A 24,949-nucleotide genomic window follows, 5' to 3' on the forward strand; every position below is an offset into this window, starting at 1 on the left:
CGCCTCATGTCACGCTATTTCATCGATAGACCCATCTTCGCATGGGTCATCGCGATCATCCTGATGCTGGCCGGCGTCCTGGCGATCCGGTCGCTGCCGATCGCGCAGTTCCCCGAGATCGCCGCGCCCAAGGTGACGGTCGCAACGTCCTATCCGGGCGCCGACGCGCAGACGCTCGAGAACACGACGACGCAGATCATCGAGCAGCAGATGAAGGGGATCGACAACCTTCGCTACTTTGCATCGACCAGCGATGGCGCGGGCAATCTCGCGATCACGCTGACCTTCGAACAGGGCACCGACGCGGACATCGCGCAGGTCCAGGTGCAGAACAAGCTGCAACAGGCGACCCCGCTCCTGCCGCAGGAAGTGCAGCAGGCCGGGCTTCGCGTGACCAAGGCGACCGCCAACTTCCTGCTCGTGATCGCCGCCTATTCGCAGGACGGCAGCCATGACCAGGTCGATCTCGGCGATCTGATCGCCTCCAAGCTCCAGGATCCGCTCAGCCGGATCAAGGGCGTCGGCGACACGCAGGTGTTCGGCGCGCAATATTCGATGCGGATCTGGGTCGATCCGTTCAAGATGTCGAACCTCGGCGTCACCGTCACCGACATCACCTCGGCAATCACCGCGCAGAACGCACAGGTTTCCGCCGGTCAGGTCGGCAGCCTTCCCGCGGTCAAGGGCCAGGCGCTCAACGCGACCGTCACCGCGCAGTCGCGTCTGCAGACTCCGGAACAGTTCCGCCAGATCATCATTCGCTCGGCCACCGGCGGCGCCACCGTGCGCCTTGCCGATGTCGCCCGGGTCGAAATGGGCTCGGAAAACTACAGCTTCCAGGCGCGCTACAACGGCAAGCAGGCAGCAGGCTTCGGCGTGAAGCTGGCGCCGGGCGCCAACGCGCTCGACACCGTCACGCTGGTGAAGGCCGAGGTCGAGAAGATCGCCAAGCAGTTCCCGGCCGACGTCAAGATCGCCTATCCGGTCGACAATTCGACGTTCGTCCGGCTGTCGGTCGAACAGGTGGTCCACACGCTGATCGAGGCGATCATCCTCGTCTTCCTCGTGATGTTCCTCTTCCTCCAGAACTTCCGCGCCACGCTCATCCCGACGATCGCGGTGCCGGTCGTGCTGCTCGGCTCGCTCGCCGTGCTTCAGGTCGCGGGCTTCACGATCAACACGCTGACGCTGTTCGGCATGGTGCTGGCGATCGGCCTGCTCGTCGATGACGCGATCGTCGTCGTCGAGAATGTCGAACGCCTGATCCAGGAAGAGGGGCTGAGCCCCAAGGAGGCCGCCAAGAAATCGATGGACGAGATCAGCGGCGCGCTGGTCGGCATCGGCCTCGTGCTGTCCGCGGTGTTCCTGCCGATGGCGTTCTTCAGCGGCTCGACCGGCGTGATCTTCCGCCAGTTCTCGATCACCATCGTCTCGTCGATGGTGCTTTCGGTGCTGGTCGCGCTGATCCTGACGCCCGCACTCTGCGCCACCATCCTGAAGCCGTCCAAGCAGGATCACGGCGACAAGAAGGGCTTTTTCGGCTGGTTCAACCGGACCTTCGATCGCGGCGTCGACAGATATGGCAAGGGCCTGCGCCGCGTCGAAAAGGGCTGGGTACGGACGATGATCGTCTATGCGGTCATCGTCGGCGCGATGCTGTTCGTCTTCCTGCGACTGCCCTCGGGCTTCCTTCCCGAAGAGGATCAGGGCCTGATGTTCGCGCAGGTGTCGATGCCCACGGGCACGACGATGGAAGAGACTGCGCGGACGATGGACAAGCTGCGCGATCACTTCCTGGTCGACGAAAAGGCCAACATTGCGGGCATCTTCACGATCAGTGGCTTCGGCTTTGTCGGCCAGGGTCAGAATGTCGGTCTCGCCTTCATCCAGCTCAAGCCGTGGGAGGATCGCGAAGGCGACGCGAATACCGTCGCCGCGGTCGCCCAGCGCGCGAACCAGGCCCTCGCCGGGATCCGCGCCGGCATGGTGATCGGCTTCGTGCCGCCCGCCGTGCAGGAACTGGGCAACGCCAACGGCTTCGACTTCATGCTGAAGGACAATGCCGGCGTCGGCCACGACAAGCTGCTCGAGGCACGCAACATGCTGCTCGGCATGGCCAGCCAGGACAAGCGCCTGATGCAGGTCCGTCCGAACGGCCTGGAGGATGCGCCACAGCTCAAACTGAACGTCGACCAGGCCCAGGCAGGCGCGCTCGGCCTGAGTCAGGCGGACATCAACACCACCGTCAGCACCGCGTTCGGCGGATCGTACATCAACGACTTCATCGACCGCGGTCGCGTGAAGAAGGTGTTCGTCCAGGCCGATGCGCCGTTCCGCAAGTCGCCCGCAGACCTCGGCAATTTCTATGTCCGCGGCGCGACCAACGCGATGACGCCGATGTCGTCCTTCTCGACCACCGGCTGGACCTACGGTCCCGCACGTCTCGAACGCTATAACGGCGTCGCCTCGTTCGAGATCATGGGGTCGCCCGCACCCGGCGTCAGCAGCGGCACCGCGATCAAGGCGATGGAGGAAATGGCGGCCAAGCTGCCCCCCGGCATCGGCTATGAGTGGACCGGCCTCAGCTATGAGGAACAGCTTTCGGGCGGGCAGTCGACCTATGTCTATGCGCTGTCGCTGCTGATCGTGTTCCTGTGCCTTGCCGCACTGTACGAGAGCTGGTCGATCCCGATCGCCGTGCTCCTCGTCGTACCGCTCGGCGTGCTCGGTGCGGTGCTCGCGGCGATGGTCGCGGGGCTCAACAACGACATCTATCTCCAGGTCGGCCTGATCACGACGATCGGCGTGGCGGCGAAGAACGCGATCCTGATCGTCGAGTTCGCCGAGGAAAAGATGGGTGACGGGATGAATGCGGCGGATGCCGCGGTCGAGGCCGCCAAGCTGCGTCTTCGCCCGATCCTGATGACCTCGTTCGCGTTCATCTTCGGCGTTCTCCCGCTCGCGCTGTCGAGCGGTGCGGGCGCGGGCGGCCAGAACGCAATCGGCTGGGCGGTGGTGGGCGGCATGCTGTCCGCGACTGTGCTCGCGATATTCTTCGTGCCGCTGTTCTTCCTGCTCGTGAAGCGCGTCTTCAAGCAGGACAAGCCCGGCCAGCAGGACGGAGACCGCCACCGTGATGACACCCGTGACGGCGACACCACGACCCACGACCAGCGGCCGCAGGAGGCCTGATCCGATGTTCTCGCGCAAAATCGCTCTGACGTTCGCCGCCGGGCTCACGCTCGCCGGCTGCAACTTGGCCCCGAAATATGTCCGGCCCGAGCTTCCGGTGGCTCCGTCAACGCCGACCGGACCGGCTTATGCGGCGACCGATGCGGCGGGTGCGATCATGCCCGCGGACACCGCATGGGAGGCGTTCTTTACCGACGACCGCCTGCGCCGCGTCATTCGCACCGCGCTCGACAACAACCGCGATGTCCGCATCGCGGTTGCCAATGTCGCGCAGGCGCGGGCGCAATATCGCGTCCAGCGCGCGGACCTGTTCCCGACGCTGGGTGCGACGGGCAGCGCAACCTATCAGAAGTCCCCCTTCGGCGCCGTCGGTGGCGGTACGGGCGGCACGACGGGCGGCGGTACTGGAGGCGGCAACGGCGGCGGCGGCACCGGTGCCGGGGCGGTCGCCGGCGGCGGCCGGTTCGATATCTATTCGGCCAATCTCGGCGTCTCGGCCTGGGAGATCGATCTGTTCGGCCGGGTCCGCAATCTGACCCAGGCGCAGCAGCAGGCCTATTTCGCCGCGGAGGAAAACCGCAACGCCGCGCAGGTGTCGCTGATCGCGGAAACCGCGACAGCCTGGCTGACGATGGCGGCGGACCAGGATCGGCTGAAGATCGCGCAGGACACCGAACGGGCCTTTGGGGAAACGCTCAAGCTGACGCAGGATCGATTCCGCATCGGCATCGCGTCCGAACTCGAAGTGCGCCAGGCGCGGACGACCTATGACCAGGCGCGCTCCGACATCGCCGACGCGACGACGCTCATCGCGCAGGACCAGAACGCACTCAACCTGCTCGCAGGCACCACGCTGAGCGCCGACCTGCTGCCGGCCCGGATGCCGGAGAAGACGCCGACGCTGGAAAACCTGCCCGCCAACCTGTCCTCCGAAGTCCTGCTGCGCCGCCCCGACGTCGCGGCCGCCGAGCATCAGCTGATTGCGGCGAACGCCAATATCGGTGCGGCCCGCGCGGCGTTCTTCCCCAATATCTCGCTGACCGCGTCGCTCGGCACGCTGAGCCTCGGCCTGTCGAACCTGTTCGGCAAGGGCAGCGAATCCTGGTCGGTCGCGCCGTCGATCACGCAGCCGATCTTCGACTTCGGTCGCAACAAGGGCAATCTGGACTACGCCAAGGCCTCGCGCGACGCGATGCTCGCTACCTATGAGAAGAGCGTCCAGACCGGCTTCCGTGAAGTCGCCGATGCGCTCGCGCGCCGCGGTACGATCAACGGCCAGCTCGAAGCGCAGACGTCGCTGCGCGACAATGCGGCGGGCGCGTTCAACCTGTCGCAACTGCGCTTCCGCGCGGGGATCGATCCGTTCCTCAACACGCTCGATTCACAGCGGTCGCTCTACACCGCGCAGCAGAGCCTGCTGGCGACGCGGCTGGTCCGCGATACCAATGCGGTCGAGCTCTATCGCGCGCTCGGCGGCGGGCTGCGCTAACACCGGCCCGTCCCGCCCACCGCGTCATTCCGGGCCAGGCCCGGGTGACGCGGCGGTGCGACGCGCGGTCAGTTTGCCGGTTCGGACAAAGGTGCGAACCGCGCGACCTGCCGGCCGACCAGCCGAAGCTGCTCGAGGACCGCGGGATCGCTCGCCCCGCCCTCGGCATCGAATTTCGTCACCTGTGTGTTGATCGCCGCTGCGAATGGCGTCGGCCAGCCGCGAAGTGCGTGGACGATCGAGCGCAGCGCCGCGATCGTGCTGCCCGTCGCCTGCCAGCCATAGGCGGTCGCGATCAGCCCGACCGGCATGTCCGCCAGATAGGGCCGTTCGGCATCACGTGCGGTTTCCTCGAGCAGGTCGAGCGCATTCTTCACCACGCCTGAGATGCTGCCATGATAGCCCGGGCTGGCGATGATCACCGCCGATGCCGCGCGCACCGCCGCGACAAAGGCACGCTCGTCCTCGGTCCGCTCGGTCGCCTTGGGATCGTAAAGCGGCAGCCGGGCCATGTCCGCGCCGCCGAACATCTGTGTCCGGTATCCGTGTCGCTCGACCGAATCGAGCGCGATCCGCAATGCGCGCTCGGTCGACGACACGCCGCCGATCGTCCCGCCAATGCCGACGACAAGCGGCAGGGAGGGCGATAGAGAGTCGGTAGCTGCCACGGTGTCACCCTGTTCGAACGTCATCATTATGCTCTTCCCCGTTTCGCCCGGTGATGACAACAGGCCAATGCTGTCGCTCAGCGCGCGTACACGTTAAGCGTGCGCATAGGCTTGTCCGAACTGTCATAGAACGATAACACACCAGATGCCCGACCGCTGGAACGATCCGATGCGCCCCGATCCCTTCGACCCCGCCCGATCCGGCTCCGGCATGTCCGGCGAACGCGAGCCCTATGCCTATGAACGCGAACGGTTGATCACCGAGCGCGAACGCCTGCGCGAGAAATATGAGCGCGAGCGACTGGGCGAAGATCCGGACGGCAATTACGATCCCCGCCAGGACGATGGCTACCCCCAGCCCGCAACACCGCGGCGCAGGCGGGGCGGGATCGGCCGGTGGATCGTGCGCGGCACCGGTATCGGCATCATCCTGCTGGTGATCGCGATCATCTGGCTGGCGATCACCGCGCCCCTGTCGAAATCACTGCAGCCGCCGACCCCGCCCTCGATCACGCTGACCGCCGATGACGGCACGCCGATCGCACGGCGCGGCGCGATCATCGGCAAACCGGTCGACGCGGCGACGCTGCCGCCGCACGTGCGCGAGGCGTTCCTCGCGATCGAGGACCGCCGCTTCTATTCGCACTGGGGTATCGACCCGCGCGGGATCGCGCGCGCGGCCTGGGCGAATCTCGGGTCGGGCGGGGTGCGTCAGGGCGGCAGCACGATCACGCAACAGCTTGCGAAGAACGCGTTCCTCGATTCGGATCGCACCGCGACGCGCAAGATCCGCGAGGCGATGATCGCCGTCTGGCTCGAGGCATGGCTGTCGAAGGACGAGATCCTCTCGCGCTATCTGTCGAACGTGTATTTCGGCGACAACACCTATGGGATCAGCGCGGCTGCCAAGCATTATTTCGGCCGGACACCCGCGGCGCTGAACGTCGGCCAGGCAGCGATGCTCGCCGGCCTGGTCAAGGCGCCGTCGCGGCTCGCCCCGACCTCCAACCTCGAGGGTGCGCGCAAGCGTGAAGCCGTCGTCGTCGGCGCGATGGTCGCCGCAGGCTTCCTTACCGAAGCGGAGGGCGATGCGGTCCGCCCGCAACGCGTGCTGGCGAACCGCCCGACGCAACTCCCCAACGGCACCTATTTCGCCGACTGGATCCTGCCCGAGGCGCGCGACCAGGCGGGCGAGGTGAAGACCGAGACGACCGTCCGGACCACGCTCGATCCGCGGCTGCAACGCGCCGCCGAACGCACCGTCGCGCGCGCCGGACTGCGCGAGGCGCAGGTCGCGCTGGTGGCGATGCGCCCCGACGGCCGGGTCGTCGCGATGGTCGGTGGCAAGGATTACCGCAAGAGCCCGTTCAACCGCGCGACGCAGGCGCGTCGCCAGCCCGGATCGACGTTCAAGCTGTTCGTCTATCTCGCCGCGATGCGCGCGGGGATGACACCCGATTCGACGATCGAGGACCGCCCGGTGACGATCGGCGACTGGACGCCCAAGAACAGCGACGGCCGCTATCAGGGGACGATCACGCTGCGCCAGGCATTTGCCCGATCGTCCAACGTTGCCGCCGCCCGGCTGACGCAACAGGTCGGCGTCCGGGCGGTGATCAAGGCCGCGCGCGACCTGGGGATTTCCACGCCCATTCCGAACGAGGCGACGATCGGCCTCGGCACCTCGACCGTGTCGCTGCTCGAACTGACCGCCGCCTATGCCGCGATCGCGCGCGAGACCTATCCGGTGCAGCCGCGCGGGCTGGCCGATGTTCGGGAAAAGGGCTGGTATCAGTCGCTGACCGGCGGTTCGACCGCCCTGCCGCCGAAGATCCATGACGAGATGCTCGATCTGCTCGCCGCCTCGATCCGCAACGGAACCGGGCGGAGCGCCAACCTGACGGTCGATGCGTTCGGCAAGACCGGGACGACGTCGGACAACAAGGATGCGCTGTTCGTCGGCTTCGCGCGCGACCTGGTGGTCGGCGTATGGGTCGGCAACGACGACAATAGTTCGAATCCCGGCCTGTCTGGCGGTGGCATCCCGGCGCGGATTTGGCGCGACTTCATGCAGTCCGCGCTGGGCATCGCCCCCGTCGCCGCCCCCGCGCCGCCGGTCGAGGAAATCGACCCCGATGCACTGCCCCCCGAAGACGGGGACAACAGCGTCCTGCCGCTCGGCGGCGAGATCGAGGGGCTCGGCTTCAACCTGAAGATGGGCGAGGACGGGACGATCTCGGTCGGCCCCGCACGCCGCGATCGACCGGAGGATGGGCCACCACGCGACGATCGCCGGCCGCCCGAGGAGGAACCGGGATTTGACGAGGGGCAGTAGTTCGATCCCCCGCCGTCATCCTGACGAAAGTCAGGCCCCGGGATAACGACGTCGAAGGGGGCGACCCAGGCGAAGCGCCCGTTGACGCCATCACTGCATCGCAGCATGTCCTCACCATGCGCTTTTTCTCCGACAACGCCGCCAAGATCCATCCGCAGGTCATGGCCGCGATCGCCGCCGCCGATACGCTCGACACCGCCTATGCGGGCGATCAATGGAGCCAGCAGCTCGACGGCCGCCTGTCGGCGCTGTTCGAGACCGAGGTCGCGGTGCTGTGGGTGCCCACCGGCACGGCCGCCAACTGCCTCGCGCTCGCCGCGCTGTGCCCGCCGCATGGCGGCATCGTCTGCCACCGCGACGCGCATATCCAGAACGACGAGGGCGGCGCGCCCGAATTCTACACCCACGGCGCCAAGCTGTTCCTCGCCGATGGGGAGGGCGCGAAGCTGACACCGTCGACGATCCGCACCGTTCTCGACGCGATCCCCGACGACGTCCACCGCGTCCAGCCGCACGCGATCTCGATCACCAACGCCACCGAATATGGCCAGGTTTACCGCCCCCACGAAGTCGCCGAGATCGGCGCGCTCGCGCGTGAGCGCGGCCTCGGCTTCCACATGGACGGCGCACGTTTTGCAAATGCGATGGTCCATGCGGGATGCTCGCCCGCCGACATGACGTGGCGCGCAGGCGTCGACGCGCTGAGTTTCGGCTTCGTCAAGAACGGCGCGATGAGCGCGGAGGCGCTGGTGTTCTTCAAACCCCAGCTCGCCGCCGTCACCCAGTATCGCCGCAAGAGGGCGGGCCTGCTCCTGTCAAAGGGGCGATACCTCGCCGCACAGATCCTCGCGATGCTCGAGGACGACCTCTGGCTCGCCAATGGCGAGGCCGCGAACCAGGCTGCCACGCGACTGGCCGCGGCCGCGGGCGACCGCCTCGTCCATCCGGTCGAGGCCAACGAGGTCTTTCTCCGCGCGACCCCCGACGAGGCCGCCGCGCTCCGCGCGCAGGGGTTCGATTTCTATGACTGGGCAGCGGGCGAGATCCGGCTGGTGACCGCGTGGGACACACCGGTCGGTCCGGTCGACCAGCTCGCGGACGCGATCCGGTCGTTATGACCGGGCCGTCCGGTTCGCCGCAACCCCCGATCCAGTCGACGCGCGCGGCGGTGCTGGTCCCGTTCGGGATCGTCACGCTGATCTGGGGGTCGACCTGGCTCGTCATCCGCGACCAGATCGCGGTGGTGCCGCCGAGCTGGTCGATCAGCTACCGCTTCCTCATCGCCGGCATTGCGATGGCCATCTATGCGCGGGTGAAGCGCGAAAGCCTCCTGCTCGACGCCCGCGGCTACGCCTTTGCCGCGATCATCGGCACCGCGCTGTTCACGTTCAACTTCAACTTCGTCTACCGTGCCGAGCATTATGTGACGTCGGGGCTGGTCGCGGTGGTCTTCGCGTTGCTGCTCGTCCCCAACGCGGTGTTCGGCCGCATCTTCCTGGGGCAGAAGCTCGGGCGACAATTGATGCTCGGGTGCGCCGTCGCGATGGCGGGCGTCGCATTGCTGTTCGTCAACGAGGCGCGGGTCGATCCGCATGGTCCGCAGTCCGCGACCATCGGCATCGCCCTGACGCTGGGCGGCGTCCTGGCCGCGTCGATCGCCAATGTCATGCAGGGCAGCGCGTTTGCGAAACGCTATCCGATGGCCCCGATGCTGGCGATCGCGATGCTGATCGGCGCGACGCTCGACGCGACCTTCGCCTGGATCACCACCGGGCCGCCGGTGTTCGAGCTGCGGCTGGGCTATATCGCCGGGATCCTCTATCTCGGCATCTTCGCCTCCGCGCTCGCCTTCCCGCTCTATTTCAACGTCATCCGCGCGATCGGGCCTGCCAAGGCGGCCTATTCGGGGGTGATCGTCCCGGTCATCGCGATGATCTTATCGACGATCTTCGAGCATTATCACTGGTCGACGCTGGCGGTGGCCGGTGCGGTACTCGCAGGGGCAGGACTCGTCATCGCGCTCAGCGCCCGCAGACCCGCCCGGTAATCCGGCCAGGTCGGGGTCCAGCGCAGGACGCGCTTCGCCTTGCCGTTCGCGACCCGCCGGTTCTCGGCATAGAAACCACGGCCCATCGCCGACAGCTGCTCGATCGTCACGAACGGCGGCGCGGGCAGACCGAGCAGCGCCGCGGCGAAGGCGACGACGTCGTTCTGCGACGCCGGAACGTCATCCGCCAGATTATAGGCGCCCGCCGGCGCATCGAACGCCGCGATCACGCCCGCGCCGATATCGTCGACATGCGCGCGACTGAACACCTGGCCCGGCTGGTCTATCCGGTGCGCCTTGCCCTCGCGCACGCGGTCGAGCGGCGACCGGCCGGGGCCGTAGATGCCGGGCAGGCGAAAGGTCCGCGCGCCGATCGCGAGCCAGTCGGCATCCGCCGCCGCGCGCGCACTCCGGCGTCCGCCGCCGATCGGCGCGGTCTCGTCGACCCAGGCACCACCGGCATCGCCGTAGACGCCGGTCGACGACAGATAGCCGAGCCAGGCGCGCGTTCTAAGCAGCGCCGCTCCGTAGCGCGCCAGAACGGGGTCGGCGTCATGCTCGGGCGGGACCGAGGACAGGATATGCGTCGCCGCGGCGATCTCCGTCATGACCGCGGCGGCGTCGTCGAACCGGATCGTGCCGTCGCGACCGTCGCGCGACGTGCCGACGACATGCCACCCGTCCCCGGCCAGGCGGCGTGCGATCCGCGACGCGGTATAGCCGAGGCCGAAGACGAGCAGCCGGCTCATTTCGCGGCCGCCGCCCGACCCATCGGGCCCTTGTAGAGCGTGCCGAAATAGTCGCCCGCATTCCAGACCGGCCGCTCCGCGCCATCGGCGATCTCACGCGCGATCCGGTAGTTCGCATCAACGAACCGCACGCCCTGATCCCACAGGATCGGCTGCGACAGATCGTCAGACGGCTTGTGATAATTGTTCGCCATGAAATAGGCGACCGCGGCCTTGCCCGGCCCCTTCTGCCCCGGCCACAGGAACACCGCCGGGATCCCCTTCTGAACGAAGCGGAAATGATCCGAGCGGACGAAGATTCCCTCTTCGGGCATCGGATCGGGCGACAGGCCGACACCGATCGCCGCGACCGCCGTCTGGACGATCGGACCGAGCGTCGATCGCTCCGCGCCGAACACCACCATGTCCTCGAACTTGTAGGTCAGGATCGGCATGTCGAGGTTCACGTCCGCGACGATATTGGCGAGCGGCACGGTCGGGTGGTTGGTGAAATAATCGCTGCCGACCAGCCCCTTTTCCTCGCCCGTGACCGCGAGGAAGATCAACGTGCGCTTCGAACCCTTGCCGCTGGTCGTGAAGCGCTTGGCTTCCTCGATCAGGCTGGCGATGCCGATCGCATTGTCGAGCGCGCCGTTGTTGAGCGCATCGCCGTCCTTCGCGCCGTTCGCGGGCCGGGTGATGCCGATATGGTCGAGATGCGCGGACAGCACGACGACCTCCTTGCCGAGCACCGGATCGGTGCCGGGAATGACGCCGACGACATTGCTGCTTGCCGCCGGCGCGAAGCTCGTCTTGGTCGCGACCGTCAGCGTGCCCGCAAGCGGTGCGGACCTGAACTTGGCATTGTCCGACCGCGCCTGCTTGGCGATCGCCTTCCACGACGCGCCGAACAACTTGGTCGCGCCTGCGACGCTCAGCGTGCCGAGCGACGGCGCGCCGGGCGCGTCGACCTTGCCGGTGCCGTCGGGGTTGGCCCAGGTCATCCGGGCAGCGTCGTAAAATTGTGCAGATCGCGCGAACGGGCGGGCCTTGGCGGTGCGCGGGCTTTCGAGCGTGATCACGCCGACCGCCCCCTTGCTTTCGGCGGTCCGGGCCTTGGTGCCGCCGGATCCGAAAAAGGCACGTTCCTCGCCGCTGAACCGCGCCGGCGCACCACCGAAATAGGCGACGATCTTGCCGCGCACGTCGACGCCGGCATAGTCGTTCTGGCCGTATTGCGGGGCGTCGATGCCATAACCGACGAACACGATCGGCGCCGACACCGCGGTATCCGCCTTCGCACCGTTGGCGGCGGGGACATAATCTGCCGCAAACACGAGCGGCTGCGCGGCGCCAGACTGCGGCGTCCAGGTGAAGCTGCCCTTGTCCGCGGCCTTGTAGCTGACCAGCGGCACGCGCTGCAGATAGCCGGCATCGTCACCACCTGGCCGCAGACCGGCGGCATAGAATTGCGCCGCGACATATTGCGCGGCGATGTCGAACTCGGGGCTGCCCGCCTCGCGCCCCTTCATCGCATCGGAGGCGAGGAACAGGACGTGCGCCTTCATCGCCGCCTGATCCGCCGGCAGCGGCGCTGCGAGCCGTGCATTGAGGATCGCCGGGTCGGGCTTTGCCGCCGGGGTGGCCGCCGGGGTGGACCCCGATGCGGCTGCCGGTGTCGGCGCGGCGGCTTTCGGTTGCGGGGCCGACGTCTGCGCCAGCGTCGCCGTGGAGAGGGCGAGCACCGAGAGCGCGCCGATGAACCGATACATGCCGAAATCCTCGCAAGACGAACGTGTTGCAGCCGGGTAGCACGCCGGCCGCGACACGCAAGCACAGCCCGGCAAGCTTTGGCTGGCGGAGCCCGCGACGGCCCCTATATTCGACGTCTATGCTCGACATCCAACACAGCCTCGCCCAGCCCGACATCGCTGCCCCGGTCGCCATTCGCCGGGTGGATTATACGGCGCCGGCCTGGCTGGTGCCGACGACACGGCTGGAGTTCACGCTCGATCCGTCCGCGACGCGCGTCATCGCGACGCTGTCCGTCACCCGCAACGGTGACCACCGCGATCCGCTGAAGCTCGATGGGGCAGGCCAGCGACCGCTGTCGATCATGGTCGACGGCGTCGCGGTCAACGACTGGCATTTCGAGGGCGAGCAGCTGGTGATCCCCCTGTCGGGCGACGCGCATGTCGTCGAGACCGAGGTCGAGATCGCCCCCGACCGCAACACCCAGCTGATGGGGCTCTATGCCTCGGGCGGCAATCTGTGCACGCAGTGCGAGGCGGAGGGGTTTCGCCGCATCACCTATTTCCCCGACCGCCCCGACGTGCTCAGCCGCTATTCGGTGCGGATGACGGCGGACAAGGCGCGCTTCCCCGTGCTGCTGGCGAACGGCGACCCCGTCGCACAGGGCGATCTCGCCGATGGCCGCCACTGGGCGGAATGGAACGACCCCTTCCCCAAGCCCTCCTATCTCTTCGCGATCGTCGCCGGGGATCTCGCGGTCAATTCGGGCCGTTTCACGACGATGTCGGGGCGCGAGGTTTCGCTCGGCATCTGGGTGCGCAAGGCGGACCTCGCCAAGACCGATCATGCGCTCGAGGCGCTGGCGCTCTCCATGGCCTGGGACGAGGCGACCTATGGCCGCGAATATGATCTCGACGTGTTCAACATCGTCGCGGTCGACGACTTCAACTTCGGCGCGATGGAGAACAAGGGGCTCAACATCTTCAACTCGCGCTACATCCTGGCCGACCCCGATACCGCGACCGATTACGACTATGACGCGATCGCCGCGGTCGTCGCGCATGAATATTTCCACAACTGGTCAGGCAACCGGATCACCTGCCGCGACTGGTTCCAGCTGTCGCTGAAGGAGGGCTTCACGGTCTATCGCGACCAGGGTTTCTCCGCCGACCAGGGCAGCCGTGCGGTCAAGCGGATCGAGGACGTCCGCGGCCTGCGTGCGTCGCAGTTTCCCGAGGATTCAGGGCCGCTCGCGCATCCCGTCCGCCCCGAATCCTATCAGGAGATCTCCAACTTCTACACCGCGACGATCTACAACAAGGGCGCCGAGCTGATCCGCATGATGGCGGCGATCCTCGGGCCGAAGAACTTCCGGGCGGGGACCGATCTGTATTTCGACCGCTTCGACGGCACCGCCGCGACCTGCGAGGATTTCGTCGCCAGCATGGAAGAGGCGAGCGGGATCGATCTGACGCAGTTCCGCCTCTGGTATTCGCAGGCGGGCACCCCGCGCCTCTCGGCGAGCCTGTCGCATGATCCCGTGGCGCAGAGCGCGACGCTGACCCTGGCACAGCATGTACCCGCCACGCCGGGCCAGCCGGACAAGGCGCCGATGGTCCTGCCGCTCGCGATCAAGCTGTTCGGCGCCGACACGGGCACCGCGCTGATCGACGAACGGCTCGTCCTGCTCGACGGGCCGGGCGAGACGATCCGGTTCGAGGGGATCGACGAACGCCCGGTCCTGTCGATCAATCGCGGCTTTTCCGCGCCGGTCGTGGTCGAAAGCGATCGCAGCGCCGCGGATCTCGCCTTTCTCAGCGCGCATGACGACGATCCCTTCGCGCGGTACGAGGCGATGCAGCAGCTGATGCTCGAGACGCTCGTGGCCAGCGCGAGCACGGGTCGCGCGGAGCATGACGGTGTGATCGCCGCGGTCGCCCGGACGCTGGAGGATCCCGATCTCGACCCCGCCTTCATCGCCGAAGCGGTGATGCTCCCCTCCGAGAGTTTTATCGGCGACCAGATGCGGATCGTCGATCCCGACGCCATCTTCCGCGCGCGCGACGGCCTGCGTCGCGATCTCGGCACGCAGCTCGAACGCCAGTGGCGCCAGGCGCATGCGCGCGCCGGTTCGGCACCCTTTGCCTATACGCCCGAGGGCAAGGGCCTGCGCCGGCTGCGCTCGGTCGCGCTCGCCTATATCATGGCGAGCGACGCCCCCGACGCCGCCGAACTGGCACTCGCGCAGTTCGAGGGGGCGGACAACATGACCGACCGCCAGGGCGCGCTGACCGCGCTCGTCAGCTCGACGGCGGCACAGCGCGACGCGGCGCTCGACCGCTTCTACGCGCGCTACAGCAGCAATCCGCTGGTGCTCGACAAATGGTTCCAGACCCAGGCCCAGTCGTCGCGCGACGATACCGGCACGGTCGTCGCGGCGCTCGCCCGCCATCCCGACTTCACGCTGACCAATCCGAACCGCGCGCGCGCGCTCATCGGCGCGTTCGCGGCGAACCAGCGCGCCTTCCATGCGATCGACGGCAGCGGCTATCGCTTCCTCGCGGATCATCTGATCGCGCTCGACCGGCTCAATCCGCAGACGGCGGCAAAGCTCCTGCCGCCGCTTGGTCGCTGGCGCCGGTTCGACGCCAAACGCGCCGGGCTGATGCGCGCGGAACTCGAGCGGATCCTGCACACGCCCGGCTTGTCGCGCGACATGGTCGAGCAGAGCTCGAAAAGCCTCGAGGGCTAGGATCCGGGCCGTATTCGGCCCGGACGGCGCCGCGTCAGAAGAGGCGGCCGCCGTTCGGGACGGGCTCGGACGGTGCGATCAGCACGACCTTGCCGTCGGCATCGGGAAAGCCCAGCGTCAGCACCTCGGACATCATCGGCCCGATCTGCCGCGGTGGAAAATTGACCACCGCGGCGACTTGGCGGCCGACGAGCGTCTCGGGCGAATAATGGTCGGTGATCTGGGCCGAGGATCGCTTGGTCCCGATCGTGTCACCGAAATCGATCGTCAGCTTGAACGCAGGCTTGCGGGCCTCGGGAAAGGGCTCGACCGCGATGATCGTCCCGACCCGGATATCCACCCTAGCAAAGTCGTCGAACGCGATTCCGGGCTCGGCCATCGTCAGAAGTCCACATTGTCGTAATGCGCGGGCGGCGCGATCAATTCCATGCGCTCGCTCAGCAAGGGACGAAAGCTCGGCCGGCTCTTGAACCCGCGATACCAGCGTGCCGTCTGGTCGTGCCCCTTCCAGTCGATCCCGCCGAGATAATCCGTGACCGAGATCTGCGCCGCGGCGGCCAGATCAACGAGGCTCATCGTCGCGCCGCCGAGCCAGTTGCGGTGATCGAGCAGGTAATCGGTGTAGTCCAGATGCCCCACCGCCGCCTTCATCGCCTCGCGCAGGCCCTTGGCATCGGGTGCGGCGCGGTGCGCGAGGCGCTTGACCATCCGCTCGTGGAGCAGCGGGCCGGTCACGTCGCGATAGAAATGCGTGTCGAACCACGTCACCAGCCGGCGGATCTCCGCGCGGTTGGTCGCGGTGCCGTTGATCATCGCCGACTTCTCGACGGTTTCCTCGAAAAATTCGCAGATCGCCATCGAATCGATCAGCGGCGCGACGCCGCGCGACGCATCGACCATCACCGGCGTCTGCCCCGCGGGGTTCATGTCCATGAACTCGTCACGCCGCTCCCAGGGCGATTCGCGCACCAGCTCGTAGCCGATGCCCTTCTCGCCCAGCAGCAAGCGCACCTTTCGCGAGAAGGGACATAAGGGGAATTGATAAAGCTGCCACATAGCCTCCGTTTAGGCGGCATCGGGCGGGTGTGTCACTAGCGCGGGTTTGCCGGTGCGTAAGAAGATTGGGTTCGCGCGGAGGCGCGGAGGCGCGGAGGTGTTGCGCTCGCTGTGAGCGAAGCTCCTTCATCACCGTTCGCGATCGAAAAGCGACGAGGGGATTCAAGCTCCGCGTCTCCGCGTCTCCGCGTGAACCCCCTTCTTTCCCCCTCCCCGGCGAAGGCCGGGGCCCAATTGGGGGCCGTAGGTAACGAAGCACCGCGCTCCGTTACTGCGACCTTTTCAACTGGGCCCCGGCCTTCGCCGGGGTGGTGGAAGCACCGCTATTCCGCCGCGACCAGCTCCGCGCTGTCGTCCAGCGGATGCGGCAGGCGCGTCAGCATTTCCTTCGGCACGATCTGCCAGAAATGCGGTGCCACCCGGTCCCAGTCCTCGAGCAGGCCCTTCGACCATTTGCTGTCGGTCGTATCCGCATGGTCGCGCACCAGGTCGAGCAGGACGTCCGCCCAGTGGAGCGACTTCACCCGGTCCCAGGTGATGTTCTCGGGGTTGGCGCGCTTTGCGAACAGGCCATCGGGATCATAGACGAACGCCATCCCGCCGGTCATCCCCGCGCCGAAGTTCGCCCCCACCGCGCCGAGCACGACCGCGATTCCGTTGGTCATGTACTCGCAGCCATTCGCGCCACAGCCCTCGACGACCACGGTCGCACCCGAGTTGCGGACTGCGAACCGCTCGCCCGCCTGCCCCGCCGCGAACAGCCGGCCGCTGGTCGCGCCATAGAGCACGGTGTTGCCGATGATCGTGTTGTCCTGGCTGGCGAGCGGCGAGCTCACCGCGGGCCGGACGATGATCGTCCCCCCCGACAGTCCCTTGCCGACATAGTCGTTCGAATCGCCGAACACCTCGAGCGTGATCCCCTTGCAGAGGAACGCGCCGAGCGACTGGCCCGCCGAGCCCCGCAACCGGATCGTGACGTGATCGTCCGCGAGCGTCGACATGCCGAACTTGCGCGTGATCTCGCTCGACAGCCGCGTCCCCACCGCACGGTGCGTGTTGCGCACCGAATAGGTCAGCTGCATCTTCTCGCCGCGCGAGAACACCGCCGCGGCATCCTTGATGATCTGCGCGTCGAGGCTGTCGGGCACTTCGTTGCGGAAGGTCGAGAGCGAGAAACGCCGCTCGGCATCCGAGGCGTCGACCTTGGCAAGGATCGGGTTGAGATCGAGATCGTCGAGATGCTCGGCACCGCGGCTGACCTGCCGCAACAGCTCGGTACGGCCGATCACGTCGTCGAGGCTCTTCACACCCAGCCGCGCGAGGATGTCGCGGACTTCCTCGGCGATGAACGTCATCAGGTTGATGACCTTCTCGGGCGTGCCGACGAACTTCTGCCTGAGCGCGTCGTTCTGCGTGCAGATACCGACCGGGCAGGTGTTCGAATGGCACTGGCGGACCATGATGCAGCCCATCGCCACCAGCGACAGCGTGCCGATCCCGAACTCTTCCGCGCCGAGGATCGCGGCGATCACGATGTCGCGTCCGGTCTTGAGCCCGCCATCGGTGCGCAGCCGCACGCGGCCGCGCAGACCGTTGAGCGTCAGCACCTGGTTGACCTCGGACAGCCCCATTTCCCACGGCGTGCCCGCATATTTGATCGACGTCTGCGGCGACGCGCCGGTCCCGCCGACATGCCCCGCGATCAGGATCACGTCGGCATGTGCCTTCGCGACGCCCGCCGCCACGGTGCCGATGCCCGCCGAGCTGACGAGCTTCACACAGACGCGCGCGCGCGGATTGATCTGCTTCAGGTCATAGATGAGCTGCGCCAGATCCTCGATCGAGTAGATGTCGTGATGCGGCGGCGGCGAGATCAGCGTCACGCCGGGCGTCGCATGACGCAGCTTGGCGATGAACTCGGTCACCTTGAAGCCGGGGAGCTGGCCGCCCTCGCCGGGCTTGGCGCCCTGCGCGACCTTGACCTCGATCTCCTCGCACGCGTTCAGATATTCCGCGGTCACGCCGAACCGGCCGGAGGCGATCTGTTTGATCGTCGAGTTCGCATTGTCGCCGTTCGCGTACGGCACGAAGCGCGACTTGTCCTCGCCGCCCTCGCCCGACACCGCCTTCGCGCCGATCCGGTTCATCGCGATCGCCAGCGTCTCGTGCGCCTCGGGGGAGAGCGCACCGAGCGACATGCCCGGCGTCACGAACCGCTTGCGGATCTCGGTGATCGCCTCGACCTGGTCGACGGGCACGCCTTCGGCCGGGAAGTTGAACTGGAGAAGGTCGCGCAGATACACCGGCGGCAGGTCCGACACCCCGCGCGAGAATTGCAGATAGCTCGTATAGCTGTCGGTCGCGACCGCGGTCTGGAGCAGATGCATCAGCTGCGCCGAATAGGCATGCGTCTCGCCGGTGTGGCGCTGGCGATAGAATCCGCCGATCGGCAGCGTCGCGACCGCCGGATCGAACGCCGCCTCGTGGCGATCGGTCGCGTTGACGTGAAGCGAGGCATAGCCCTCGCCGCTGATCTTCGCGGGCATGCCGGGGAACAGGTCGTTCACCAGGCTGCGCGACAGGCCGACCGCCTCGAAATTATAGCCGCCGCGGTAGGACGAGATGACCGCGATGCCCATCTTCGACATGATCTTGAGCAGCCCCTCCTCGACCGCAACACGGTGGCGGCGGAGGCATTCGGCCAGATCGAGATCACCGAACAGCCCGCGGCTCTGGCGATCGACGATCGCGGCCTCGGCGAGATAGGCGTTCACGGTGGTCGCGCCAACGCCGATCAGCACCGCATAATAATGCGTGTCGAGGCATTCCGCCGTCCGCACGTTGATCGACGCATAGGAGCGCAGGCCGCGACGGACGAGATGCGTGTGCACCGCAGCCACCGCGAGCACGCCGGCGATGCCGACCCGGTCCTCGCCGATCGCCTCGTCGGTCAGGAACAGCTCGCTCTTGCCCTGGCGGACCGCCTGCTCGGCCTCGTTGCGGATCCGCTGGATCGCCGCGCGCAGCTTTTCCGGGCCGCCGCCGGCATCGAAGGTGCAATCGATCTCGGCGACCGCGCCGCCGAAATGCGCCTTCAGCCGCGCCCAATGCTCACCGGTGAGGACCGGTGAATCGAGCACCAGCACGCGCTCGCGCTGATCGCGCACGTCGAGGATGTTGGCGAGATTGCCGAACCGCGTCTTGAGCGACATCACGTGCCGCTCGCGCAGAGGATCGATCGGCGGGTTGGTCACCTGGCTGAAATTCTGGCGGAAGAACTGGCTGATCAGCCGCGGCTTGTCCGAAATGACCGCGAGCGGCGTGTCGTCGCCCATCGATCCGATCGCTTCCTTGGCCGATTCGACCATCGGCGACAGGATCAGCTCCATGTCCTCGATCGTCTGCCCGGCCGCGACCTGGCGTCGTGCCAACTCGGCGCGATCATAGCGGACCACGGCGTCCTCGACCGACGGCAGGTCTGCCAGCGTGTGGAACTCGCCGATCATCGCGGCATAGTCCGCCTCGCCGGAGATGCGATCCTTGACCGCGCGGTCCTGCAGCAGCCGCCCTTCGTCGAGGTCGACCGCGATCATCTCGCCCGGCCCGAGCCGCCCCTTGGCGATGATCGTCGATTCGGGGACGACGACCATCCCGCTTTCCGATCCAACGATCAGCAGCCCGTCGACGGTCAACGTGTAGCGCAGCGGCCTGAGCGCGTTGCGGTCCATGCCTGCGACGGCCCAGCGGCCATCGGTCATCGCCAGCGCGGCCGGGCCGTCCCACGGCTCCATCACCGACGCCAGATACTGGTACATCGCGCGGTGCTCGGGCGGCATGTCGGGGCTCGCGGCCTCGGGCACCAGCATCAGCTTGGCGGTCGGCGCGTCGCGGCCCGAGCGGCAGATCGCCTCGAACACCGCATCGAGCGCGGCGGTATCGGACGCGCCTGCCGGGATCACCGGCTTGATGTCCTCCGAATTATCGCCGAACGCGAGGCTCGCCATCCGGATCTCGTGGGAGAGCATCCAGTTCTTGTTGCCGCGGATCGTGTTGATTTCGCCGTTATGCGCAAGGCACCGGAACGGTTGCGCCAGCCACCATTGCGGGAAGGTGTTGGTCGAATAGCGCTGATGGAAGATCGCGACGCGGCTCTCGAACCGCTGGTCGCACAAATCGGGATAGAAGACCGACAGCGATTCGGCGAGGAAGAGCCCCTTGTAGATGATCGAGCGGCACGACAGCGAACAGATGTAGAAGCCCTGGATCTGCGCCGCGATCACGCGCTTCTCGATACGCCTGCGGACCAGGTACAGCGTCTTCTCGAACTCGGCGGCGTCCTGTTCTTCGGGCAGCGGCCCGGCGATCATGATCTGCTCGATCTCGGGGCGCGTCGCCTGCGCCTTCTGGCCGATCACCGACACGTCGACGGGCACCTGGCGCCAGCCATAGATGGTATAGCCCGCCTCGATGATCGCGCTCTCGACGATCGTCCGGCAATCCTCCTGCGCCCCCAGATCGGTGCGCGGCAGGAAGATCATGCCGACCGCGAGCCGGTTCGGCCGCACCTTGTGCCCCGAAGCGGCGACCGCATCGTCGAAGAACTTGAGCGGAAGGTCGATGTGAAGACCTGCGCCATCACCGGTCTTGCCGTCCGCATCGACCGCGCCGCGGTGCCACACCGCCTTCAGCGCATCGACCGCGGACTGCACGACGCGCCGCGACGCGCGGCCATCGGTCGCGGCGACGAGACCCACGCCGCAGGCATCACCCTCGAATTCGGGACGGTACATGCCGTGCTCGGCGAGATATTGGCGCTGATCGGTGCTGGAGTCGGTCATCGTCACTTCTTCTTTTGCTCGGGCGTGGCAACCTGCTTGGCGAATTCGGCGACATCGGCCTGCATGTGGCGCATCGAGGATTCCATCATCGACCGCTGCCACGCGGCGACGTCAGGATCGGCCATGATCGTCAGCGACTGCTGCATGTACAGGCGTCCGCTCGGCGTCGCGAAGAACGCCTTGATGTCGCGACACTGGGCGACGTCGAAGCGGCGCGCATAGGCACGCGCCATCGCATCGAACATGCCCGGCATGCCGTCGCGCATCAACGTCAGCGTGCGAGTCTGCTGCTGGTTCATGAAGGCGGCAAACTGCGCCTGCATCTGCGGATTTTTAGCCATTGCGCTGCTGAACATCGGGCTCTGCGCCATGCCCTGCTGGAGATTGCCCAACATCGGCGCGATCATGCCCTCGATCATCCGCGCGCGCGATTCGGGCGGCATCAAGACGTCGATCAATTCGCGCGCTGCTGCGAGTCGGGCCGGATCAGGGGCCGCGGCGGCAACAGGCGGTGCCTGCGCATGCGCCGCCGACGGGACTACCGCACCCGCCAGCAACACCGCCCCAAGAAACCCGAGCCTCATGCCGCGACCTTCGCGTTCGCAGCCTTGGTCTTGAGATATTTGTGCATCGTCGCCGCCACGTCGCGGCCGTCGCGGATCGCCCACACGACCAGGCTTGCGCCGCGGACGATGTCGCCCGCTGCGAACACGCCGTCGAGGCTGGTCATCAGCGTCTTGCCATCGACCAGCACGGTACCCCAGCGGCTTACCCCCAGTTCGGGCGTCGCGAACAAGGTCGGCAGGTCCTCGGCATCGAAGCCCAGCGCCTTGATGACCAGGTCGGCATCGACCGAATAGTCACCGGCAGGATCGGGTTCGGGCGTGCGGCGACCGCTCGCATCGGCTGCGCCCAGACGCATCTTGCGCACCTTGACGCTCGACACGCTCTCGCCGCCGTCGAAGCTCTGCGGGCCCGACAACCAAACGAATTCGACGCCCTCCTCCTCGGCATTGGCGACTTCGCGCTGCGACCCGGGCATGTTCGCGCGGTCGCGGCGATAGAGGCATTTCACCGACTTGGCGCCCTGGCGGATCGCGGTGCGGACACAGTCCATCGCGGTATCGCCGCCGCCGATCACGACGACGTCCTTGCCCTCGGCATTCAGGCTGCCGTCGTCAAACGCGGGGACCGCATCACCGAAACCCTTGCGGTTCGACGCGACGAGGAAGTCGAGCGCCGCCACCACGCCATTGGAACCGCCACCGGGCAGGTCCATCGCGCGCGCCTTGTACACGCCGGTCGCGATCAGGATCGCGTCGTGGCGCTGCCTCAGCTCGTCGAGGCTGGCGTCGTCACCGACCGCAAAGCCTTCGTGGAACACGATGCCCGCGGTCTTCAGTCGCTCGACCCGACGCATGACAATCGGCTTTTCGAGCTTGAACCCGGGAATGCCATAAGTGAGCAGGCCGCCCGCGCGGTCGTAACGATCATAGACGTGCACGTCATAGCCGTGGCCGCGCAGATATTCGGCGGCGCTCAGCCCGGCAGGCCCTGCCCCGATCACGCCGACCGACTGGCCGCGAGACTTGCCGGGGACCAGCGGCTCGACCCAGCCATTCTCCCAGGCGGTGTCGGTGATGAACTTCTCGACCGAGCCGATCGTGACCGCGCCGTGGCCCGTGAACTCGATGACGCAATTACCCTCGCACAGCCGGTCCTGCGGACAGATGCGACCGCAGATCTCGGGCATGGTCGAGGTCGCGTTGCTGAGCTCATACGCCTCGCGAAGCCGGCCCTCAGCGGTCAGGCGCAGCCAGTCGGGGATATGATTGTGGAGCGGACAATGGACCGAGCAATAGGGCACGCCGCATTGCGAACAGCGCCCCGCCTGCTCCTCGGCGGGTTCGACTGCATAGCGCGCGGCGATCTCGCGGAAATCGTCCGCGCGTTCCACCGCATTACGCTTGTCGGGATAGGATTGCTCCCGCCCGACGAATTTGAGCATCGAATCGTTCGCCATTTATGCCTCCGACAATCGCGTTATTGCGTCGTCGAAGGTTTGTCACGGCAAAAACGCCTATTATGTCAGCTAAACTGACCTATATATTACGCCAAATCTCGCAGGTCGGGGGATATATTCACAAATCTCACGGAATATATCCCGACTCGGACCTATTTCGATAGGAGCCATACCAGCGCGGCGGAGCCCGCGGCGATGCGATACCATGCAAACGGCACAAACCCGTGCTTGGTGACGATTCCGACGAACCATTTGACCACCAGCAACGCGACGACGAACGAAACGAGCGCGCCGATCGCGATCGACAGCAGGCCGACACCCTCGCCGCTGGTCAGCGCCGCATGGTTCTTCATCAGTTCGAGCCCGCTCGCCCCCAGCATCGTGGGGATGGCGAGGAAGAAGCTGAACTCGGCGGCGGTGCGCCGCTCGACGCCGAGTGCCAGCGCCCCGAGGATCGTTGCGCCCGAGCGGCTGACGCCAGGGATCATCGCGAGGCACTGGAGCAGGCCGATCCCGACGACGGTGCGCAGCGGGATGTCAGCGACACCGCTTATGTCGCTGCGCGGTGCGAACCGCTCGACCGCTAGAATGGCGAAGCCGCCAACGACCAGCGCGATCGCGACCACCTCGGCATTGCCGAGCAGCGCCTCGATATAATGGTGCAGCGCCAGCCCGATCACCGCGGCAGGGATGAAGGCGACCACCAGATTGCGCAGAAACAGCCAGGATTTCGGCTCGCGGCGAATGAGGCCCATGCCCACCGCCCAGAAGGTCCGCCAGTACAGGACCACGATCGCAAGGATCGCGCCGAGCTGGATGACGACGTTGAACACCTCCCAGCGCCCCGCATCATAGCCGAGCAGCCGCGTCGCGAGGATGAGATGGCCTGTCGACGAGACCGGCAGGAATTCGGTGATCCCCTCGACGATGCCGAGAAGGATGACGGTAAGAAGTTCGGACACGCAAAAGCTCCCGCAGCGCGGTGAATCAGGACTGGTCGATCAGTGTCGATGGCGGCTGGACCCGCATCGGGATCAGACCACGTGGGTCGCCGAATGCGTGTCCACCTGGGTGTCGGCCCGAGTTGCGGCACGGCGACCGAACCGCCCAGCCTTGCGGAAACGGACGAGCCAGCCCGGCGCGACCGTCGACATCGGCGTCGCCTCGATCCCCATCGCCTTCAGCCCGTCGACCCCGGTGACGATATTGTCGCTCTGCAGCATCCGCCACTGATCCTGGGTGATCGGCGCGCCTGGAAGGAACCCGGCCTTGGCGATCAGTGCCCCGGCAAAATCGGGCAATTCGACGATCGACGGTTCGCGGCCGATTGCGGCGGCGATCCAGCGGATCAGGTTGCCCATGGTGATGACGTCCGGCCCGCCAATCTCCAGCGTCTTGCCGCCGAACGTCTCGGGAGCCGAGGCCGCGGCGACGATCGCGTCCGCGACGTTGCCGACGAACACGGGCTGGAACTTGGCTCCAGCGCGCAGCACGGGCACGACCGGCGCCTTGGCGATCATTCCGGCGAAGCGGTTCACGAACTGATCCTCCTGCCCGAAGATGATCGACGGCCGCAGGATCGTCGCGTTGGGGAAGGCCGCGCGGACCGCCGCCTCGCCCTCGCCCTTCGACTTGCCATAGGCCGAGTCCGATGCGGCGTCCGCACCGATCGCCGAGACATGGACCAGCGCGCCGACCCCCGCCTTGGCGGCTGCCTCCGCCACGGTCCGCGCGCCGAGCGCCTGGACGCCGTGGAAATCACCCGCCAGCACCCCGACCAGGTTCACGACGATGTCCGCACCCTGCACCGCCTGCGCGATCGTCGCGGGCTTGGTCACGTCGGCGCCGACAAATTGCGTCTGCCCGAGCCCGCCAAGTGGCTTGAGAAAAAACGCCTGCCGCGGATCGCGCTGTGCGATCCGGACCCGCGCACCCGACGCCAGCAGCGCCTGCGCGACATAGCGGCCGACGAAACCTCCGCCCCCGATCAGCGTCACCAGTCTGTCGTTCATCGCCCGTCCGTCCAATTCTTTATGCCTGCCCGCCCTTTGCCCCAGCAAGAGGGTTGT

General features: G+C 66.8%; 16 protein-coding genes. 6 read left to right on the plus strand and 10 right to left on the minus strand.

Annotated elements, in window-relative coordinates; all coding sequences use genetic code 11:
- The first annotated feature begins 6 nt into the window (after positions 1-6).
- Both SOM18_RS11755 and SOM18_RS11760 read left to right on the plus strand, forming a co-directional pair.
- On the plus strand, positions 7-3,192 hold the full coding sequence (locus SOM18_RS11755; RefSeq protein ID WP_192007765.1) for an efflux RND transporter permease subunit: 3,186 nt from the start codon (positions 7-9) through the stop codon (positions 3,190-3,192).
- 4 nt (positions 3,193-3,196) lie between these two features.
- Complete coding sequence (locus tag SOM18_RS11760) at positions 3,197-4,681, plus strand: efflux transporter outer membrane subunit (RefSeq protein WP_031441552.1); 1,485 nt, start codon at positions 3,197-3,199, stop codon at positions 4,679-4,681.
- Positions 4,682-4,749: 68 nt separating this feature from the next.
- Here SOM18_RS11760 and SOM18_RS11765 read toward each other — a convergent pair whose 3' ends face one another.
- Positions 4,750-5,373, minus strand: a complete 624-nt coding sequence (locus SOM18_RS11765) for an NADPH-dependent FMN reductase (protein ID WP_052148883.1) — start codon at positions 5,371-5,373, stop codon at positions 4,750-4,752.
- A gap of 121 nt (positions 5,374-5,494) precedes the next feature.
- On the opposite strand from SOM18_RS11765, the gene SOM18_RS11770 reads away from it, so the two are divergent.
- The 3 genes from SOM18_RS11770 (at position 5,495) to SOM18_RS11780 (ending at position 9,731) form a co-directional block, all read left to right on the plus strand.
- The gene (locus tag SOM18_RS11770; protein WP_192007766.1) at positions 5,495-7,684 is read left to right on the plus strand and encodes a transglycosylase domain-containing protein; all 2,190 of its coding nucleotides are present in this window, start codon (positions 5,495-5,497) and stop codon (positions 7,682-7,684) included.
- A gap of 116 nt (positions 7,685-7,800) precedes the next feature.
- On the plus strand, positions 7,801-8,802 hold the full coding sequence (locus SOM18_RS11775) for a threonine aldolase family protein (RefSeq protein WP_031441549.1): 1,002 nt from the start codon (positions 7,801-7,803) through the stop codon (positions 8,800-8,802).
- Entirely contained in the window at positions 8,799-9,731 is a 933-nt protein-coding gene (locus SOM18_RS11780) for a DMT family transporter (protein WP_031441548.1), read from the plus strand. The genes SOM18_RS11775 and SOM18_RS11780 overlap by 4 nt, the downstream gene beginning before the upstream one ends.
- On the opposite strand, the gene SOM18_RS11785 is transcribed toward SOM18_RS11780, so the two are convergent.
- Complete coding sequence (locus SOM18_RS11785) at positions 9,644-10,480, minus strand: epimerase (RefSeq protein ID WP_031441547.1); 837 nt, start codon at positions 10,478-10,480, stop codon at positions 9,644-9,646. The two genes, SOM18_RS11780 and SOM18_RS11785, sit on opposite strands and share 88 nt — an antisense overlap.
- The gene (locus SOM18_RS11790; RefSeq protein WP_037527145.1) at positions 10,477-12,231 is read right to left on the minus strand and encodes a M28 family metallopeptidase; all 1,755 of its coding nucleotides are present in this window, start codon (positions 12,229-12,231) and stop codon (positions 10,477-10,479) included. The genes SOM18_RS11785 and SOM18_RS11790 overlap by 4 nt, the downstream gene beginning before the upstream one ends.
- 119 nt (positions 12,232-12,350) lie before the next feature.
- Between SOM18_RS11790 and pepN the strand changes: the two genes are divergently transcribed.
- Positions 12,351-14,963 carry an aminopeptidase N gene (gene pepN / locus SOM18_RS11795; protein ID WP_320481752.1) on the plus strand — a complete coding sequence of 871 codons (2,613 nt, stop codon included), beginning with the start codon at positions 12,351-12,353 and terminating at the stop codon, positions 14,961-14,963.
- A gap of 34 nt (positions 14,964-14,997) precedes the next feature.
- Here the strand turns inward: pepN and SOM18_RS11800 are convergent, their stop codons facing one another.
- The 7 genes from SOM18_RS11800 to SOM18_RS11830 all read right to left on the minus strand — a co-directional run bounded on the left by SOM18_RS11800 (position 14,998) and on the right by SOM18_RS11830 (position 24,892).
- Positions 14,998-15,342, minus strand: coding sequence for a tRNA-binding protein (locus tag SOM18_RS11800; protein WP_031441545.1), 345 nt, complete (start codon positions 15,340-15,342; stop codon positions 14,998-15,000).
- Positions 15,343-15,344: 2 nt separating this feature from the next.
- On the minus strand, positions 15,345-16,019 hold the full coding sequence (locus SOM18_RS11805; protein ID WP_031396481.1) for a glutathione S-transferase family protein: 675 nt from the start codon (positions 16,017-16,019) through the stop codon (positions 15,345-15,347).
- Between the two features lie 323 nt (positions 16,020-16,342).
- On the minus strand, positions 16,343-20,857 hold the full coding sequence (gene gltB, locus SOM18_RS11810; protein ID WP_031441544.1) for a glutamate synthase large subunit: 4,515 nt from the start codon (positions 20,855-20,857) through the stop codon (positions 16,343-16,345).
- Positions 20,858-20,859: 2 nt separating this feature from the next.
- A complete protein-coding gene (locus tag SOM18_RS11815; RefSeq protein WP_031441543.1) occupies positions 20,860-21,441 on the minus strand; it encodes a DUF2059 domain-containing protein in 582 nt (193 codons plus the stop codon).
- Entirely contained in the window at positions 21,438-22,880 is a 1,443-nt protein-coding gene (locus tag SOM18_RS11820) for an NAD(P)-dependent oxidoreductase (protein WP_320481753.1), read from the minus strand. The genes SOM18_RS11815 and SOM18_RS11820 overlap by 4 nt, the downstream gene beginning before the upstream one ends.
- A gap of 152 nt (positions 22,881-23,032) precedes the next feature.
- Positions 23,033-23,842 (minus strand): undecaprenyl-diphosphate phosphatase, encoded by an 810-nt coding sequence (locus SOM18_RS11825; protein WP_031441542.1) that lies wholly within the window; start codon positions 23,840-23,842, stop codon positions 23,033-23,035.
- 72 nt (positions 23,843-23,914) lie between these two features.
- Positions 23,915-24,892, minus strand: coding sequence for a complex I NDUFA9 subunit family protein (locus tag SOM18_RS11830; protein ID WP_042467568.1), 978 nt, complete (start codon positions 24,890-24,892; stop codon positions 23,915-23,917).
- Positions 24,893-24,949: the final 57 nt, after the last annotated feature.

It is taken from the genome of Sphingomonas sp. CFBP9019, assembly GCF_034045155.1.
Lineage (GTDB): Bacteria > Pseudomonadota > Alphaproteobacteria > Sphingomonadales > Sphingomonadaceae > Sphingomonas > Sphingomonas aerolata.